Genomic DNA, 15943 nt, shown 5'->3' with positions numbered 1-15943 from the left:
ACGCCGATCATGATGTAGCGGAAAGCCGCTTCCGCCCCCGGCACCGTATCTGCCGCCCCCTCTACTACGCCGGCAAGTAGCTGTTGCGAGACGAGTATTCCTGCGTCTCTTGATGTGCCCCGAAAGCCGGGCGGCGGTTCGCCCGGTCCTTTGCAGGGGCCAGTCGTTGACCATCCACCCGATCCGAACCGAGGCGAAATCACGCGGCGCGCGGATGCTGCGCACCGCGCTCGGGCCGTCGATCGCGGGCTGGCTCGACGACCCGGCTGTGATCGAGGTGATGTTGAACCCGGACGGCCGTCTGTGGCTCGACCGGCTCGGCGAGGGCGTCAGCGACAGCGGCGAGACGCTGAGCGCCGCCGACGGCGAGCGCATCGTTCGTCTGGTCGCCCATGATGTCGGCGTCGAGGTTCACGGGCGAAGCCCGCGCGTCTCAGCCGAGCTGCCGGAGGGAGGCGAGCGGTTCGAGGGACTGCTGCCGCCCATCGTCGCCGCGCCCGCCTTCGCCATCCGCAAGCCCGCCGTCGCCGTGTTCACGCTCGACGACTATGCGCGCGCCGGCATCATGTTGGCGGCCGAAGCCGAGGCGTTGCGCCACGGCGTCGAGACCCGCGCCAACATCCTCGTCGCTGGCGGCACCGGCGCGGGCAAGACCACGCTGGTCAATGCGCTGCTGGCGGAAGTCGCCAAGACCACCGACCGCATCGTCCTGATCGAAGACACGCGCGAGCTGCAATGCGCCGCGCCGAACCTTGTCGCCATGCGGACCAAGGACGGCGTGGTGTCGCTGTCCGAGCTGGTGCGCTCGTCGCTGCGCCTGCGCCCAGACCGCATCCCCATCGGCGAGGTTCGCGGCGCCGAGGCGCTCGACCTCATCAAAGCCTGGGGCACCGGCCACCCTGGCGGCGTCGGCACGATCCACGCCGGCACTGCGCTCGGCGCGCTGCGCCGAATGGAGCAGCTCATCCAAGAGGCCGTCGTCACGGTCCCGCGCGCGCTGATCGCCGAGACGATCGATCTGATCGCCGTGCTGGTCCGCGACGCGCACGGACGCCGCCTGACCGAGTTGGCCCGCGTCGAAGGGCTCGACCCCACGACCGGCGACTACCGCCTCGCACCGCTCACCACCCCCCAACCCGGAGACCTGCCATGATCCATGCCCTTCGGCATGGCGCGCGCCGCGCCATGCTTACCGCCACCGCCAGCGTGATCGCGCTGACCTTCGCCGTTCCGGCCCATGCCGGCGGCTCGTCGATGCCATGGGAAGCCCCGCTCCAGTCGATCCTCGAAAGCATCGAAGGGCCAGTGGCGAAGATCATCGCTGTCATCATCATCATCGTGACCGGCCTGACGCTGGCGTTCGGCGACACGTCGGGCGGCTCGCGCCGGCTGATCCAGATCGTGTTCGGCCTATCGATCGCTTTCGCCGCGTCGAGCTTCTTCTTGTCGTTCTTCTCGTTCGGCGGCGGAGCGCTGATCGCATGAACGGCGCGGCCGATCATGGCGAACCGATCGCGGGCTATTTCGCGCCGGTCCACCGGGCGCTGACCGAGCAGATATTGCTCGGCGGCGCGCCACGCTCGCTCGCCATCGTCAACGGGACGCTGGCGGGCGCGATCGGCCTCGGCCTGCGCCTGTGGATCGCCGGCCTGGTTATCTGGGCCGTCGGCCACGGGCTTTCCGTGTGGGCCGCCCGCCGCGACCCGCAATTCGTGGACGTGGCCCGACGCCACCTCCGCTACCCGACATGGATGCGGCCATGATGAGCCTCAGCGAATACCGCAACAAGGCGGCGCACCTGGCCGACTTCCTGCCCTGGGCCGCGCTGGTCGGCGAAGGTGTCGTGCTGAACAAGGACGGCTCGTTCCAGCGCACCGCGAAGTTCCGCGGCCCCGATCTCGACAGCGCGACGCCCGCCGAGCTGGTCGCCACGACCGCGCGGCTGAACAATTCGCTGCGCCGGCTCGGCTCCGGGTGGGCGATCTTCGTCGAGGCCCAGCGCACGCCCGCGCTCGACTACCCGGAATCAGAGTTTCCCGATCCCGTTTCGTCGCTGGTCGAGTTCGAGCGCCGCGAACAGTTCCGCGAGGAAGGCGCGCATTTCGAGAGCCGCTACTTCCTGACGCTCTTGTGGATGCCGCCCGCCGAGGAAGCGGCGCGCGCCGAAGGCTGGCTCTACGAGGGCCGCTCCACATCCGGCGTCGATCCGTGGGAACTGCTCAAGGGCTTCACCGACCGCAGCGACCGGGTGCTCAACCTGGTCGAAGGCTTCGTGCCCGAGATCCGCTGGCTCGATGACGCCGAGATGCTCACCTATCTGCACAGCACGGTTTCGACGCGCCGCCAGAGCGTCCGCGTGCCGGAAACGCCGATGCACCTCGACGTGCTCTTGGCCGACGAGCCGCTGACCGGCGGGCTCGAACCGAAGCTTGGCGACCAACATCTTCGCACGCTCACCATCGTCGGCTTCCCGAGCGTGACCTTCCCCGGCCTGCTCGACGAGCTGAATCGGCTCGCCTTCGAGTATCGCTGGGCGACCCGCGCGATCATGCTCGATAAGACCGACGCGACCAAGCTTCTGAGCCGCATCCGTCGCCAGTGGTTCGCCAAGCGCAAGAGCGTCATGGCAATCCTGAAAGAGGTGATGACCAACGAGGCGTCTGTCCTGATGGACAGCGACGCATCGAACAAGGCCGCCGACGCCGACATCGCCCTGCAGGAGCTGGGCGCCGACTATGCCGGCATGGCCTATGTCACCGCGACGGTGACGGTGTGGGACCGCGATCCAGCCATTGCGGCGGAAAAGCTGCGGCTGGTCGAGAAGGTCATCCAAGGCCGCGACTTTACCGTCATCCCCGAGGGCATGAACGCGATCGAGGCATGGCTGGGGAGCCTCCCCGGTCACACCTACGCCAATGTCCGCCAGCCCCCGATTTCCACTATCAATCTCGCCCACCTGATCCCCCTGTCAGCAGTATGGGCGGGGCCGGAACGGGACGAGCATTTCGGTGCTCCCCCCTTGCTCTACGGCAAGACCGAAGGCTCGACCCCGTTCCGGTTTTCCCTTCACGTCGGCGATGTCGGCCACACGCTGATCGTCGGGCCGACCGGCGCCGGCAAGTCGGTACTGCTTGCCCTCATGGCGATGCAGTTCCGTCGCTACGAGAACGGCCAGGTCTTCGCCTTCGACTTCGGCGGAAGCATCCACGCCGCCGCGATCGGCATGGGCGGCGACTGGCAGGACTTGGGCGGGATGCTTGCCGACGAGGCCGGCGACGGCGTGCAGCTCCAGCCGCTGGCACGGATCGACGATCCGGCCGAGCGCGCCTGGGCGGCCGAATGGCTGGCGGCGATCCTCGCGTCCGAGGGCGTCGCGGTCGATCCGCAGGCCAAGGAGCATCTGTGGTCGGCACTCGGCTCGCTTGCCAGCGCGCCCGTCACGGAACGCACGCTGACCGGGCTCGCCGTGCTGCTCCAGAGCCAGCAGCTCAAGCAGGCGCTCGCATCCTATTGCCTAGGCGGGCCGTGGGGCCGGCTGCTCGACGCCGAGGCCGAGCGTCTTGGCGTGGCGTCGGTTCAGGCCTTCGAGACCGAGGGCTTGGTCGGCGCCGGATCGGCAGCAGCCGTCCTGTCTTACCTGTTCCACCGGATCGAAGACCGGCTGGACGGCTCGCCGACGCTCATCATCATCGACGAGGGCTGGCTGGTCCTAGACAGCCCGGACTTCGCTGCGCAGCTCCGCGAATGGCTCAAGACGCTGCGCAAGAAGAACGCCAGCGTCGTGTTCGCCACGCAGAGCCTCGCCGACATCGAGACGTCGAGCATCGCGCCGGCCATCATCGAAAGCTGCCCGACGCGCATCTTCCTGCCGAACGAGCGCGGGGCCGAGCCGCAGATCGCCGCCATCTACGAGCGGTTCGGCCTCAACGCCCGCCAAATCGAAATCCTGAGCCGGGCGACGCCCAAGCGCGACTATTACTGCCAGTCGAGGCGCGGCAACCGGCTGTTCGAGCTGGGACTGGGCGAGGTCGCGCTGGCCTTCGCCGCCGCTTCTTCCAAGACCGATCAGCTCCGCATCGCCGAGTTGGTCGATGCCCACGGCCGCGAGCACTTCGCCGCCGAGTGGCTGCGCCATCGCGGTCTGGCTTGGGCGGTCGATCTTCTTCCCGAACCTCAATCCGATCCGCTGGCCGGTCGCCGGGAAGATGCCGGCCAGCTCCCCCTTGCCTTGAAGGACATGACCCCATGAAACCCAATATGCTGCACCGTGCCATGCTGGCCGGCGCCATCGCCACGTCGAGCATGATCGGCATCACCGCCGCCACGCCGGCTCACGCTCAGTTCGGCGGGATCGTCTATGACCCGACCAACTATGCGCAGAACGTGCTGACGGCCGCTCGGTCGCTCCAGCAGATCAACAACCAGATCCAGCAAATCCAGCAGCAGGCGACCAGCCTCATCAACGAGGCGCGCAATCTGGCGTCGCTGCCGTTCAACTCGCTCCAGCAGTTGCAGCAGCAGGTGCAGCGCACCCAGCAGCTTCTCGGCGAGGCGCAGCGCATCGCCTACGACGTGCAGAACGTCCAGCAGGTCTTCAACGGCCGCTACAAGGGCGCGGCGCTCACCGGCACCCACGCGCAGATGGTCGCCAACGCCAACGCGCGGTTGGAGGATAGCGTCGGCGCGTTCGAGGACGCGCTTCGCGTTCAGGCCGGCGTCGTCGGCAATATCGACGGCGCGCGCACGACGATGGACGGCCTGGTCACATCAAGCCAGTCGGCGACAGGCGCGCTTCAGGCCGCGCAGGCGGGCAACCAGCTTCTCGCGCTGCAATCGCAGCAGCTCGCGGACCTGACGGCGCTGCTCGCCGCGCAGGGCCGGGCGCAGGCGCTGGACTCGGCGCGCAACGCGGCCGTCGAAGCCGAAAGCCGCGAACGGCTCCGCCGCTTCCTGACGCGGTCCACCGGCTATCAGCCGGGCAACGCCCGCATGTTCCACGACTGATCGTCATGGACAGAAAGCTCATCGCGCGCATCGGCGCCGTCATCTTCATCGCCATCGCCATCACGATGACGGCGATCGAGATGAGCCGAGTGCCCGAACCCCCGCGCGAGGGGCCGGCGGCCGTCGCCGAGAAATCGGCGACGGACCCGCTGTTGATCGAGCTGCGCCGCTGCCAGTCGATCGGCGCGGCCGGGGCGAGCGACCCTGATTGCCTGCACGCCTGGGCCGAGAACCGTCGTCGGTTCCTCGCGCCCGGCGCGCGTCCCGCCGCCCGCATCGCCGATGGCGCTACCCCGCAGGAGAATTGATATGGGCGGCACCGGCGTCGTCGATCGCTTTCTGGATGTCTTCACCCGCTATATCGACAGCGGGTTCGGCCTGCTCGGCGGCGAGGTGGCGTTCATCGCCACCACCCTGATCGTCGTCGACGTGACCTTGGCCGCGCTGTTCTGGACGTGGGGCGAAGGCGACGACATCATCGCGCGCCTTGTCAAGAAGACGCTGTTTGTCGGTGTCTTCGCCTACATCATCGGCAACTGGAACAGCCTGGCACGCATCGTCTTCGAGAGCTTCGCAGGGCTCGGCCTCAAAGCGTCGGGCACCGGCTTTACGGCGGCCGAACTGCTCCAGCCAGGCCGCGTCGCCCAAGTCGGCCTGGAGGCGGGTCAGCCGATCCTAGAATCCATTTCAGACTTGATGGGCTGGGTCGCGTTCTTCGAGAACTTCATCCAGATCGCGGTGCTGCTGATCGCTTGGCTGCTGGTTATCCTCGCCTTCTTCATTCTGGCGATCCAGCTCTTCGTGACGCTAATCGAGTTCAAGCTGGCGACGCTCTGCGGCTTCGTCCTCATCCCGTTCGGCCTGTTCGGCAAAACCGCCTTCATGGCCGAGCGCGTATTGGGGTTGGTGATCTCGTCGGGCATCAAGGTGCTCGTGCTCGCCGTTATCGTCGGCATCGGCTCGACCTTGTTCGACGAGTTCCGCGCCGGGTTCGGCGGCGCGCAGCCGAGCATCGAGGACGCGCTGGCCGTCGCGCTCGCCTCGCTGTGCCTTCTCGGCCTTGGCATCTTCGGCCCGTCGATCGCCAATGGCATCGTCTCGGGCGGCCCAGCGCTCGGCGCAGGGGCGGCAGCGGGAACCGTGCTCGCAGCCGGCGGTGCGCTGGCCGGCGGCGCTGCCGCCGCCCGGCTTGGTGTCGGCGCGGCGGCGGGCGCGGTCGGCGGCGCCGCGCGAGGCGCCGCCTTCACTTCGGGCGCTGCCAACAGCGCCTATGCGCTCGGCTCCGCCGGCAAGACCGGCGGGGCTGCGGTCGCCGGCGGTGCTGCCGGTGTGGGCCAGGCGGCGGCCGGTGCGGTCATGTCGCCGCTCCGCAAGGCGGCCGCTTCGCTCAAGGACAGCTATCGCTCGGGCGGCCGCGCCGCCGTCACCGCCACCGGCGGGACGATTTCGGGCGGCAGCTCCGCGCCGTCGCCAGACGCACCGGCCGGCGCGCCCGCCTGGGCGACCGCGATGAAGAACCGGCAGACCATGACCCACGGCGCGACCATCGCCGCCCACACGCTGCGCTCCGGCGATGGCGGCGGCAGTGGCGCGTCCGTCGACACCAGCCAGAAGGATTGATCCATGTTCAAGCGACCGAGCATCCGCTACGGCCAGACGCCCGAGCCGGCCACACCCTATCAGCGCGCGGCGCAGGCGTGGGACGACCGCATCGGCTCGGCGCGCGTGCAGGCGAAGAACTGGCGGCTCGCCTTCTTCGGCACGCTGGCGCTCTCGGGCGGTCTGGCCGGCGGACTCGTCTGGCAATCGACGCGCGGCCATATCGTCCCCTGGGTCGTTCAAGTCGATCGGTTGGGCGAGGCCCAAGCGGTTGCGCCGGCCGAAGCCGGCTACCGCCCGACCGATCCGCAGATCGCGTTCCACCTCGCCCGCTTCATCGAGCAGGTCCGCGCGATCCCCGCCGATCCGGTCATCGTCCGTCAGAACTGGCTCAGGGCATACGACTTCACGACGGATCGCGGTGCGCTCGCGCTCAACGAATATGCGCGGGCCAACGACCCGTTCGCCAATGTCGGAAGGGTGCAGGTCGCGGTGGAGGTGTCGAGCGTCATCCGCGCCTCGCCCGACAGCTTCCGCATCGCCTGGATCGAGCGCCGCTATCAAGACGGCAGCCTTGCCGCCACCGAACGCTGGTCCGCGATCCTCACGATCGTCGTCCAGCCGCCGCGCACCCCCGACGCCCTGCGCAAGAATCCGCTCGGCGTCTTCGTCAACGCCCTCAACTGGTCGAAGGAGCTGTCGCAATGACCGGCATACCCATCCGCCGCGCGGCCACTGCCGCGCTGTTCGTCTCCGCATCCGCGCTCGCAAGCTGCGCCACCACGTCGGCCAGGCCGCCCATGATCGCTTGGGACGATCCGCCCCCGGCGATCGTGGCGACGCCCGCGGCCGAGCCGCCCCGCGCGGTCGAGATCGTCACAATTCCCGAGCCGTTGCCGCTGCCCGGCCAGTTGAAGCCGGTGGCGGAGGGTCCGCGGCAGGCGGAGCCCGCCGATCCGCGCCGCCGGGTCGGCGACGCCAACGACGCCGCGCGCATCCAGCCGGTGCGCGACGGCTTCCTCAACGCCATCCAGCAATATCCGTGGACCGAAGGCGCACTCTATCAAGTCTATACTGCGCCCGGCCAGATCACGGACATTACCTTGCAGGAAGGTGAGCAACTCGTGGGGCCGGGGCCGGTTGCGGCCGGCGACACGGTGCGGTGGATCATCGGCGACACGGTGAGCGGCAGCGGCGCGACCGCGCGCGTACATATCTTGGTGAAACCCACGCGGCCGGACCTTGCCACCAACCTCGTCATCAACACCGACCGGCGCACCTATCATCTGGAGCTGCGCGCCACGCCCGCTACCTACATGGCGTCCGTGTCCTGGACCTATCCGCAGGACCAGCTCATCGCCTTGCAAGGCCGTAACGCCGCTGCCGCCGCTGCCATGCCGGCCGCGACCGGCGTGGACGTGATGGCGCTCAATTTCCGCTACCGGATCGAAGGCGACCGCGTGCCGTGGACGCCAGCCCGCGCCTTCGACGACGGGCGGCAAGTGTTCATCGAGTTTCCGGCCGGAATCTCGCAGGGCGAGATGCCGCCACTGTTCGTGACCGGCGCGCGTGGTGACGCCGAGTTGGTCAATTATCGCGTGCAGGGCCGCTACATGATGGTCGATCGCCTGTTCGCCGCTGCCGAGCTGCGTCTGGGCGATCGGCGCACCGAGCAGCGCGTCCGCATCGTGCGCGATGACGGACGGAGGGCGCGGCCGTGACCGACAGCCACGATCCGACCGTCGAGGATCGGCCCGCCCCGCAGTCGGCCCGCTCCGATCCGACCGCGTTCCAGCTTCGCGGCGATCCACCCCGCGTCATGCGGCTGTCGCGCAAGGCGCTCGCCGTCGTCGGCGTCGCCGCCGGGCTCGGCATAGGTAGTTCGCTGATCTATGCGCTGCGGCCGCCGGGCGATCGAGCTGCGCAGGAACTCTACAACACCGACAACCGCGCCACGGCAGAGACCATCACGTCGGGACCGCGCGACTACGCACAGGCACCCCGGCTCGGCCCGCCGCTTCCCGGCGACCTCGGCCGCCCGATCGTGTCGGCGCAGCAGCGCGGCGAGGAAGTGCCCGTGCCGCCGATCGGCGCGCAGCCCGGCCCGCCCGATCCCCGCGCACAGGCGGCGGAAACCGCTCGGCAGCGCGCGGTGCAGGAACGCGATGCGGCTCGCACCAGCTCGGTCTTCCTTGGCAGCGGCGGCGCGCGGGCGAGTGGGGAGCCGGTCTCGACGCCGGGCTTGCCGGGGCCTTCCGCGCAGGAACTAGCGCAGCAGGCGGCGCAAGGCGACCAGGCTGGCAAGCGCGCCTTCATGGGACAGGCGGCCAACCAGCGCACGGTCAGCGTCGAGCGCCTGACCGCGCCTGCCTCGCCCAACATCGTGCAGGCCGGCAGCATCATCCCGGCTGCGCTCATCACGGGCGTCCGCTCGGACCTACCCGGCCAGATCACGGCCCAAGTGACGGCCAACGTCTATGACAGCCCCACGGGGCGCATCCTCCTCATTCCGCAAGGCGCGCGGCTCATCGGCGAGTATGACAGCGAGATCGCCGCCGGGCAGACGCGCGTGCTGCTCGCATGGGATCGGCTCATCATGCCGGACGGCCGCTCGATCGTTCTCGAGCGCCAGCCCGGCGCCGACGGCGTGGGGTTCGCGGGCCTACAGGACCGCGTGAACCAGCATTGGGGCAATCTGCTCAAGGCCGCCGCCGTTTCGACACTGTTGGACGTCGGCGCAGAGCTGGGCGCAGACAGCGAAGACGACCTGACCCGCGCGCTGCGCCGGGGATCGCAGGACACCGTCAATCAGACTGGCCAGCAGATCGTGCGGCGGCAGCTCAACGTGCAGCCCACGCTCACCATCCGGCCGGGGCATCCGCTTCGCGTGGTGATCACGCGCGACTTGGTGCTTGAACCTATCGGAGCGACACGATGACGAAACTGAAGCTGGGAGCCTTGGCCGATGACCGGCCGGTCAAACTGACGGTTGAGCTACCCGCCACCGTCCACCGCGATCTCGTGGCTTATGCCGCCGCACTCGCGAGCGAGACCGGCGCGGAGGCCGTGACGCCCGAGAAGCTGATCGCGCCGATGGTCAGCCGGTTCATGGCGAGCGATCGGGGGTTTGTGCGCGGTCGGCGCGGCGCGAAGGACTAACCGCGCTAGTGCTCAGTTGCCGAGGAAACGCTTGCGACGCTCGGCGGCATCGACCTTGATGAGCGCCTCTTCGGCGTTCGTGCATTCACCCCCGCGCACCGAACCGTCACGACAGCCGGCGACGACCTGACGGGCTTCGGCGACGTTCGCCACGAAATACTGCGTGCTTCTCGCTTGAGCCGACGCAGGTGCCGCGCCGACCACGACCGTCTTGTTGGCCGGTGGCATTATCACCGGGCGAAGGATGAATCCGCCGGTGAAGCCAACGACCAAAGTCACCAGCACGATAATACGTGTCTTGCCCTGCAACATGGCGGATTGCTCCCAGAATTACCCAATTATCCTATTGCAATCTATGCGAAAAATCAAAGGATAGCGCGTAGCGCATCTTGATAAAGCCGAGGAATCTACGAAGCGCCGGGTTGCGATTTTCGTCTCGCCAATAGCCCGCATATCCCGCCAGCGCCGGGCCTTGCTCGCCGTGGATCGGGCGATAGACGAGATCCGGGTAGCGCGCGCCGGTCGAGCCCTCGCAAACGATGCTGACCGCCGACCCACCGCCGAGAATGCTCAGGATCGTCTCGCGGCTGCACTGGTGCATCTGAATGTCCGGGGTGACGCCCGACACGGCCAGACGCCCCAGCAGCATGTCGCGCATTTCCGCGCCCGGATCGGCCGCCGGAAGGTAGAAGCGCTCCCCGCGCAAATCGGTCCAGTGAACGACGTCCCGTTCGGTCAACGGGTGCGTCGCCGGCAGCGCCGCCAGCATCCGCTCGCTCCACAGCGGCTCGCACCGGAAACCGTCATGACTGGTCGCGCCCATCAAAATCGCGATGTCGATCTCGCCGGTGTCCAGCCCGGCAAGAAGAACACTGCGGTCGGCCTCGACGCATTGCACCTCGACATCGGGATTGGCGTCTCGCCAACTCATCATGGTCGCGCGCAGGTTGCCTGCCGAGACCGAGCTATTATGCCCGAGCATAAGCCCACCCGCCCGGCCTTGTCCGGCAGCGCGCATCATCGCCACCAGCTTGTCGGCAGTCGCCACCATCGGCTTCGCGCCGCGAATGAACGCAGTGCCGGCAAGCGTCATCCTGACTCCGGCCCGCGAGCGCTCAAAGATCGGCATTCCAATCGAGCGTTCTAGCTTTGAGATAGCGCGGCTCAGCGTCGACTGCTCGACATCGAGAGCGCGGGCTGCGCGATAAAAGCTGCCGTGATCGGCTGCGGCGATTGCGTAACGGAGCTGCCGAATATCAAAGGCCATGGTATGGGGTTGCGACTGGAGTTCGCATACTGCCTACTCAGACAATCTTATCGTGGAAGGCAGGCCAGGATGGCTAAAAACCGCGTCTGCAAAGGCAGGTTTACCGAAGCGAGGCTTTTTGCCTGAAACCCCAATCGGCTCGCGTGGAATACCAAGGAGGTTGGTATCGATCTTGCCGTTTGCATTGGCGTCCAGCGCTACGGAGAGTGCGTAACGGCCCTCCGGCACATTTTGGAAGCGCACCACGGTGCGGCCCTTGCTGACCGTCACCGTCATTTGGCGAAAAGGCTTACCCTTCTGACAATTCGGAAAACCGGCTTTGTCCTTCCACAAGCAAACTGTCGCCTGGCCCGGTTTATCGGTTTCGATCGACGCGACCAATTCTGGCGATGGCGAAACCGCCCCGGTGAGCATCGTGAGAAACGGTAAAGCTACGTATTTCATGATTGGATCTCCGTCGATGATGGGCGATCGCGGCCTATGATCGGCATTGTCGGCTTACGCCGGCCTCTCGGCCGATCGCGAACAAGCGCTGCATGTCTCTACGGTCGAACATGTCGGCCGACGGCGGATCCGAATCTGGCGGGATAGCCTCAATGCAGAGCCGCAATTTTGTTTGACGCGCAAAGGCTTGATAACTGCTGACCGCCCGTCGATCCCCGGCACCAATCACGGTCTCAAGCGCTCGCGCGATCACGTTGAACGCACTTGCTTCCACGCGCTCGTACCGCGGCGAAAGCACTCCATTGTAAAGCAGCGTCATCTCTGGGTTTACTGTTGTGGCAAGGCCCTCGGCGTTTTGCGTGGACAGAAGAGAATCTGGGATAACGAAAACACTGTTTGTCGTGCCCCCATCGACATGCATTTCATCGAATGTTTGACCACCGCTACGCACTTGGATATGGACCGGCGGAAAGACGCCGGGGATGCTTGCGGAGGCCAGCAGCACATCGCGGATCAGCTCGACGCGGCCCGGCGCTCCGCTCGCGGCGATCTCGCCGAGATCCCATATAGTGCCGCGCTGCGCGTCGAGGTTTGTCGTCATGACAAGCAAACGTCGGCCATTGCGATGTGCTTCGGCGATGTTATCGACGAGTTCATCGGTGACGTGTCGTGCGATCAGGCGCGCCAGAGGCCTGGTATCGGCGAAGCTTGGCCCGCCCAGCACTCCGCGCAGCGGCGAGCGTCTGAAGATGTCCTTGGCGTCGACATCTGTGTAGAGGAGGCGCAGAACGTCGTCCTCGGTTTCACCGATGAACGCGAAAGGCGCAATCAGCGCCCCGGTGCTCACCCCCGTCACCAACGCAAAGGCGGGTCGTGTCCCCGAGGCGGACCAGCCGTTCAGATACCCCGCTGCAAAGGCACCCTTATCCGAGCCGCTCGATATCGCCAGCATGGCGAATGAGGACTGCGCGCCGGTTTGCGCCCGCTCCGTGAGCCATTTCATGCGCCATGCCGTCCAGCTCTCCGCAGGGCCGTCCGACCAGTAGCGAATCGTCGCGTCATAACCGGGAACGACCGCTATGGCTTGCATCTCGACGGTCGCCGGTGCGCGAGGTATGGTCGCGCATCCGCCGAGTGCAAGCGCACCAGCGATAGCCAGTGCGCCCAGCGACTGCGGCCTTCTCACGCCTCGCCCTCGTGGAAGGCGCAAAGCTCAGGCACGATCTCACGTCGAAATTTCGACCCGCTGAACAGGCCGTAATGACCTGCGTCCTTAAGAAGATAATGGCGCTTGCACTTCGGGGGCAGCTCGCTGGCGAGCTCAAGGATCGCCGAAGTCTGACCCAACCCCGTGATGTCATCGCGTTCGGCCTCAATGGCCAGGATGGGTGTGCGTGTGATTGTCGTGAGGGAGACAGGCGTGCCGCGAAAGCGAAAGTCACCCTCGGCAAGCGCGTTGCGCTTGAAGACTCGCTCAACCGTTTGAAGATAGAACTCGGCGGTCAGGTCCATGGTGCTGAGAAACTCACCGTAGAAGCTGTCGACCTTCTCGGCCGCATCAAAGTCGCCGTCAGCAAAATGGGCGATTGCATCGCGCGCGGACTTCTCGTGCCTCTGCGGATTCATGGCGACGAACGCTGTCAGTTGAAGGTAGCCGGGATAGACGGCGCGGTTGGCACCTGGAAAGCGGGCCGGAACCGTGGTGATAAGCGTATCGGTGAACCAGTCGCTATCATGTTCGGAAGCGAGACGATTGACCTCCGTGGGAGAGCGGGACGTATCGATCGGGGAACCGAGGACTGTCAGGCTGGCCGGCAAGACTACGTCGCTCGTGGTCGATGATTCTAGGATTGCTGTAGCGGCGACGGCGGGTACGCCTGCCTGGCAGACAGCAACGATGTGCGTGGTCGGTCCAAGCTTTTGAATATGCCCGATCAGTAGATCGATGTAGTCGTCCAAGTCGAATCCGCCATCGTGGATGGGAACATCGCGGGCATTGGACCAGTCGGTCACCACGACCGAATAGCTTGGCAGCAGGTCGCGGACGGTCTCGCGTAACAGGGTCGCATAATGACCCGCCATTGGCGCGACGAGCAGAATTGTCGGAGCATCGGACCGGCCGATAAGGTCGAAGCGGAGCAGGCGGCAGAATGGGCGTTCTTCGACTACCTCCTCGCGCACGGCGTGGGCAGTGCCATCAACATCGACCTCGACGATTCCGAACGCCGGCTTTTCTCTTGGCTCCGTCAGCCGACGTAAGACGGAGAGGCTAGCCGAAGTCGCGCGCCGGATCGTAAGTGCGGGGGGATCGAAGCCAAGCGCCTTTGGCAGCGCGAGCCAAGGCGGGAGTGTATTGCGATCGTCGAGCCCACGAGCGAACGCCCCGAGCACTGCCGATGGCGCGCGCCAAGCTTGCTGCCAAGTATCGATCCAATCATACATGTTCATAGGGTTAGGATAGGCCATCGTCGTGCTCCTCCGGCATGGATCCCTGCGCTTCGAGAACCGCGCGCGCGCCATCGGCCAAAACGGCCTCCTCATCGGTCTTGAGGCGCAGCGTTTCAAAAGGCGGAAAGAAGTTCAGTCGCGAAGCCACGGCGTCGCCGACTAGGATGTCATTGCTCCCTATGCCCCCGGTCAGAACGAGCGCCTGTATCCCGCCCATTGCAACGCTCATAGCCGCAGCGGCCTCAGCAACCCGCGCAGCGAATACGTCGATCGCGAGGTCTGCCTCTGGAGTGCCAGCCGCGCGCATTGCGCGCAGGTCTCCACTCGTATTCGAAAGTGCGGCGAGTCCAGATTTGCCGTAGAGCATCGCCTCGATCGTCTCGACGTCAGATCGTCGAACAAGGTCGAGCACGACGCCGGGGTCTAGGCTGCCGCTCCGCGTCGTCATCGGCACCCCGTCGAGCGCGGTCAGACCCATCGTCGTCGCGATGCTCTTGCCGTCGTGCAACGCACAAAGGCTGGAGCCGCCGCCAAGATGGGCGACCACGACCTTTCGTAAATCCGGCCTTGTCGCCGCGAGTTGCATGGCGATCGATTGGAAAGACAGTCCGTGGAACCCGTATCGCCTATACCCGAGCGCGCGCAGCCGCTCGGGTAAGGGCAGCACATGGTGCAAGGCCGGGATCGTCTTGTGGAACGCGGTGTCGAAACACCCGATGTTGATCGCTTCTGGCAGGACGGATCGTACGGCCTCGATCAAGTCGAGCGCCGGTCCTTGGTGCTGCGGCGCGAAGCGAGCGAAGCTCCTCAGTCGCTCCACGGCGTGGTGATCGAGCGCGCACGGGTGGACATAACTGTCGGCACCGTGGACGATCCGGTGCGCGACGGCCACGGTGTCAAACGCGGAATGCGCGGTTGACGCTCGTTCGAGCACCTTGATCGCTGCTTGGTCTATCTCGCCATCGACCTGTTCGCGGCGGTCACCGGTTTGCAGAGTCCAAACGTCGTTAGCGCGTACCGCTTCGGCAGCAAACAAAACGCGATCTTCACGCTCGGCCGTTCGCAAGGTTGCCTTCAAACTGGTCGAACCCGCGTTGAGCGTCAGGATCGCCGCTCTCACTCGCGTCGCCCCGGATCGCCCGCGAGTACCGCCAAAGCGCATGACAGCAGGCGTGCGCGTTCGCCATCGGCGCGGCTTGTCAGCGCGATCGGAACCCGTGCACCGAGCACGATCCCGCACGACTCCGCGTCACCGAGAAAGGTCAGCTGCTTGGCGAGGATATTGCCGGCCTCAAGGTTCGGCACCATCAAGATGTCAGGGTCGCCGGCGACGGCCGATACAATCTCCTTCTGCTTTGCTGCTTCGGCCGAGATCGCGTTGTCGAACGCCAGTGGACCATCGACAATGCACGACCCGAGCTGGCCTCGGTCCGCCATCTTGGCGAGCGCCGCCGCTTCGACGGTTGCCGGCATATCAGGCGAAACCGTCTCGACCGCCGCCAGCGCCGCGACCTTGGCAGGTCGGTCTTCGCAGACGAGTTTGGCAAAGAGATCGACGGCGTTTCTGACGATGTCGGCTTTGTGATCCAGCGTAGGGGCGATGTTGACCGCGCCGTCGGTGACCAGGAAGAGCTTGTGATAAGCGGGGTCATCGAACACAAAGACGTGGCTTAATCGCCGGTCGCTTCTCACCTTTGGGTTGGCGAGCACCGCCCGCAGCAGTTCATCTGTATGGAGCGAGCCCTTCATGAGCGCTTGAACCTTGCCGTCGGCGACCATTGCGCACGCTTGCTCGGCCGCCTCGTGGCTGTGCTCGACATCGACGCACATCCAGCCGTTGAGATCGACGCCGGCCTCGTCCGCCGCTGTATCGATCCGCTTCGTCGGCCCGACGAGCACGGGTTCGATTAGTCCGGCCCTGAACGCCTCGTCCGCCGCACTGATGGCGAGCGCGGAAGTCGGATGCACGATCGCCATGCCGATCGCACCGCGCTCGGTCGCGCGGGCAAGCAGCGCATCCAT

The 15943-nt window shown here is 66.3% G+C and carries 18 protein-coding genes; 11 read left to right on the top strand and 7 right to left on the bottom strand.

The features are described from left to right. Nucleotides 1–166: 166 nt before the first annotated feature. The 11 genes from trbB to VGN68_RS19360 are packed head-to-tail and all read left to right on the top strand — an operon-like array spanning nucleotide 167 to nucleotide 9762. Nucleotides 167–1153: a P-type conjugative transfer ATPase TrbB gene (gene trbB / locus VGN68_RS19410; protein WP_327479155.1), complete on the top strand. Its 987-nt coding sequence runs from the start codon at nucleotides 167–169 to the stop codon at nucleotides 1151–1153. Further along, the gene (locus VGN68_RS19405) at nucleotides 1150–1485 is read left to right on the top strand and encodes a TrbC/VirB2 family protein (protein ID WP_048578620.1); all 336 of its coding nucleotides are present in this window, start codon (nucleotides 1150–1152) and stop codon (nucleotides 1483–1485) included. The genes trbB and VGN68_RS19405 overlap by 4 nt, the downstream gene beginning before the upstream one ends. Continuing rightward, complete coding sequence (locus tag VGN68_RS19400) at nucleotides 1482–1763, top strand: VirB3 family type IV secretion system protein (protein WP_048578621.1); 282 nt, start codon at nucleotides 1482–1484, stop codon at nucleotides 1761–1763. Before VGN68_RS19405 ends, VGN68_RS19400 begins: the two co-directional genes overlap by 4 nt. Beyond that, nucleotides 1760–4249, top strand: a complete 2490-nt coding sequence (gene trbE / locus VGN68_RS19395) for a conjugal transfer protein TrbE (protein WP_327479255.1) — start codon at nucleotides 1760–1762, stop codon at nucleotides 4247–4249. The genes VGN68_RS19400 and trbE overlap by 4 nt, the downstream gene beginning before the upstream one ends. Further along, a complete protein-coding gene (gene trbJ / locus VGN68_RS19390; RefSeq protein ID WP_327479149.1) occupies nucleotides 4246–5004 on the top strand; it encodes a P-type conjugative transfer protein TrbJ in 759 nt (252 codons plus the stop codon). The genes trbE and trbJ overlap by 4 nt, the downstream gene beginning before the upstream one ends. A 5-nt stretch (nucleotides 5005–5009) precedes the next feature. Further along, nucleotides 5010–5312: a putative entry exclusion protein TrbK-alt gene (gene trbK-alt / locus VGN68_RS19385; protein WP_327479147.1), complete on the top strand. Its 303-nt coding sequence runs from the start codon at nucleotides 5010–5012 to the stop codon at nucleotides 5310–5312. Between the two features lies 1 nt (nucleotide 5313). Continuing rightward, nucleotides 5314–6624 (top strand): P-type conjugative transfer protein TrbL, encoded by a 1311-nt coding sequence (trbL, locus tag VGN68_RS19380; protein WP_327479145.1) that lies wholly within the window; start codon nucleotides 5314–5316, stop codon nucleotides 6622–6624. A 3-nt stretch (nucleotides 6625–6627) separates the two neighbouring features. Next, nucleotides 6628–7311: a conjugal transfer protein TrbF gene (trbF, locus tag VGN68_RS19375; RefSeq protein WP_075150506.1), complete on the top strand. Its 684-nt coding sequence runs from the start codon at nucleotides 6628–6630 to the stop codon at nucleotides 7309–7311. Next, nucleotides 7308–8324: a P-type conjugative transfer protein TrbG gene (gene trbG / locus VGN68_RS19370; RefSeq protein WP_075150505.1), complete on the top strand. Its 1017-nt coding sequence runs from the start codon at nucleotides 7308–7310 to the stop codon at nucleotides 8322–8324. The genes trbF and trbG overlap by 4 nt, the downstream gene beginning before the upstream one ends. Next, complete coding sequence (locus tag VGN68_RS19365; RefSeq protein ID WP_327479141.1) at nucleotides 8321–9541, top strand: TrbI/VirB10 family protein; 1221 nt, start codon at nucleotides 8321–8323, stop codon at nucleotides 9539–9541. Before trbG ends, VGN68_RS19365 begins: the two co-directional genes overlap by 4 nt. Continuing rightward, the gene (locus tag VGN68_RS19360; RefSeq protein ID WP_047169902.1) at nucleotides 9538–9762 is read left to right on the top strand and encodes a DUF2274 domain-containing protein; all 225 of its coding nucleotides are present in this window, start codon (nucleotides 9538–9540) and stop codon (nucleotides 9760–9762) included. Before VGN68_RS19365 ends, VGN68_RS19360 begins: the two co-directional genes overlap by 4 nt. A gap of 12 nt (nucleotides 9763–9774) precedes the next feature. On the opposite strand, the gene VGN68_RS19355 is transcribed toward VGN68_RS19360, so the two are convergent. The 7 genes from VGN68_RS19355 to VGN68_RS19325 form a co-directional block, all read right to left on the bottom strand. After that, a complete protein-coding gene (locus VGN68_RS19355) occupies nucleotides 9775–10074 on the bottom strand; it encodes a hypothetical protein (RefSeq protein WP_327479138.1) in 300 nt (99 codons plus the stop codon). Nucleotides 10075–10105: 31 nt separating this feature from the next. Further along, nucleotides 10106–11029, bottom strand: a complete 924-nt coding sequence (locus VGN68_RS19350) for a LysR family transcriptional regulator (RefSeq protein WP_047169904.1) — start codon at nucleotides 11027–11029, stop codon at nucleotides 10106–10108. Between the two features lie 33 nt (nucleotides 11030–11062). Continuing rightward, a complete protein-coding gene (locus VGN68_RS19345; protein ID WP_327479127.1) occupies nucleotides 11063–11473 on the bottom strand; it encodes a DUF2141 domain-containing protein in 411 nt (136 codons plus the stop codon). A gap of 34 nt (nucleotides 11474–11507) precedes the next feature. Next, entirely contained in the window at nucleotides 11508–12476 is a 969-nt protein-coding gene (locus VGN68_RS19340; protein ID WP_327479125.1) for a patatin-like phospholipase family protein, read from the bottom strand. A 179-nt stretch (nucleotides 12477–12655) separates the two neighbouring features. Then, nucleotides 12656–13939 (bottom strand): polyhydroxyalkanoate depolymerase, encoded by a 1284-nt coding sequence (gene phaZ, locus VGN68_RS19335; RefSeq protein ID WP_327479123.1) that lies wholly within the window; start codon nucleotides 13937–13939, stop codon nucleotides 12656–12658. Further along, a complete protein-coding gene (locus tag VGN68_RS19330; RefSeq protein WP_327479121.1) occupies nucleotides 13926–15083 on the bottom strand; it encodes an acetate kinase in 1158 nt (385 codons plus the stop codon). The genes phaZ and VGN68_RS19330 overlap by 14 nt, the downstream gene beginning before the upstream one ends. Beyond that, a complete protein-coding gene (locus VGN68_RS19325) occupies nucleotides 15038–15943 on the bottom strand; it encodes a bifunctional enoyl-CoA hydratase/phosphate acetyltransferase (protein WP_066777674.1) in 906 nt (301 codons plus the stop codon). Before VGN68_RS19325 ends, VGN68_RS19330 begins: the two co-directional genes overlap by 46 nt.

Origin of the sequence: Sphingopyxis sp., from assembly GCF_035998965.1 — a bacterium.
In the GTDB taxonomy this organism is placed as follows: domain Bacteria; phylum Pseudomonadota; class Alphaproteobacteria; order Sphingomonadales; family Sphingomonadaceae; genus Sphingopyxis.
This window is presented reverse-complemented; position numbering and strand designations above follow the sequence as displayed.